Origin of the sequence: Pseudomonas sp. PDM31, from assembly GCF_019218965.1 — a bacterium.
Taxonomy (GTDB): Bacteria; Pseudomonadota; Gammaproteobacteria; order Pseudomonadales; family Pseudomonadaceae; genus Aquipseudomonas.
Genome location: NZ_JAHUWS010000028.1, coordinates 1 through 1,313, shown reverse-complemented (window position 1 = coordinate 1,313; position 1,313 = coordinate 1). Strand labels below are relative to the sequence as shown.

The window sequence follows — 1,313 nt, the reverse complement described above, 5'->3', positions numbered from 1 at the left end:
TGTCTAGTCCTGAAATAGGTTTACACCTGTTTCAGTCTCAAAACGCCCGATGCACCGCATCGGGCGTTTTGTATTTCAAGGCCAGATGTGGCCGCTCCGCGTTGTAGATCAGCACTGATTCATCAACCATTCTCACCGCGTCGGCCAGGTTCTTGGGGCGATGCAGCAAAAACTCCGTCTTCAAAATCCCGTTTATTCGCTCCGCCATCGCGTTCTGATAGCAGTCATAGCCATCGGTCATCGAACAAATGACCCCGTGTTTGGTGTGAAAACGCTGATAAAGGTCGGAGCAATACTGGGCCCCACGGTCTGAGTGATGAACCAGCGGCTGCTTGGTTTTCCTTCCTCCCACAGCCTTCTTCAGCGCTTTGAGCACCGACTCTGTATGCAAGCTCTCATGCACATGATGTCCCACTATTTTACGCGAGTATGCGTCGGTGATCAGGCTCAGATAAGCAACGCTCTCCTGGGTAGGCAGATAGGTTATATCCGCAACCCAAACTTGCTCAGGAGCACAGGCAATGATTTGCTGCGGGCCTGCCTTGAGTAGGTTTGGATGGCGGCGAAATCGATGATGGCTGTGGGTAGTCTTGTGGTATGCCCGCTTGCGAGGGACCAATTCTCGCGCTTCTCGCAGGATGCTGAACAGGCGATCGCGCCCCACCCGCAGCCTCGTTTCTGCTTCGGCATGCAGCATATAATGCAGCTTGCGTGTTCCCAGCCTTGGCTGGCGCCGCCGCTTTTCCAAGACGAAATCCACGACCTTTTGATCGTCGCTAGCCTTCGCATCAAACGCTCGGTTGCGCTTGTAGTAAGCCTGACGTGAAATGCCCATGAACAGGCAAGCCCTGCTGATACTCAGGTCTTTGACTTGCCCTTGCGCGAGGACTTGCCGGGTCGCTTTTTTACGATGGATACACCGTAGTCGTTCTTCAAGACGTTTACGACAGCCTCGAAAAACTGAGCCTTTTGATTGCTCAGTTCAAGCTGCTCTTCAAGCTCTTTGATCCGCTGCTCGGGTGACAGCGGTACCGTGGACTCGGCCATGGAACTCTTCCTCAGCACTCGAATAGACGCGCCTTGGCTCCAATCCTGCCGACCATGCTTGCGTAACCACACCAACACCGTTGACCGACCCTGGATGCCATAGCGCCGTTGAGCCTCTTTATAACTCAACTCGCCCTTTTCGACCTGATCGACCACCGACAATTTAAAAGCCAGCGTGTAATCGCGCTGACTGCGCCTTTTCCCCGAATCCATTGCTCCCTCCTGAAAATAGGTCAGAAGGTGTAAACCTTATTCAGGACGGGACA

At 53.5% G+C, this 1,313-nt stretch carries 1 protein-coding gene; it reads right to left on the bottom strand.

Annotated features, from left to right (window positions below; genetic code table 11):
- Positions 1 to 37: 37 nt before the first annotated feature.
- Positions 38 to 1,260, bottom strand: a protein-coding gene (locus tag KW839_RS27280; protein WP_177408867.1) for an IS3 family transposase whose coding sequence is annotated in 2 segments (ribosomal slippage) — positions 38 to 909 and positions 909 to 1,260 — 1,224 coding nt in all. Because the reading frame shifts where the segments join, the coding sequence is not laid out codon by codon here.
- Positions 1,261 to 1,313 lie beyond the last annotated feature (53 nt).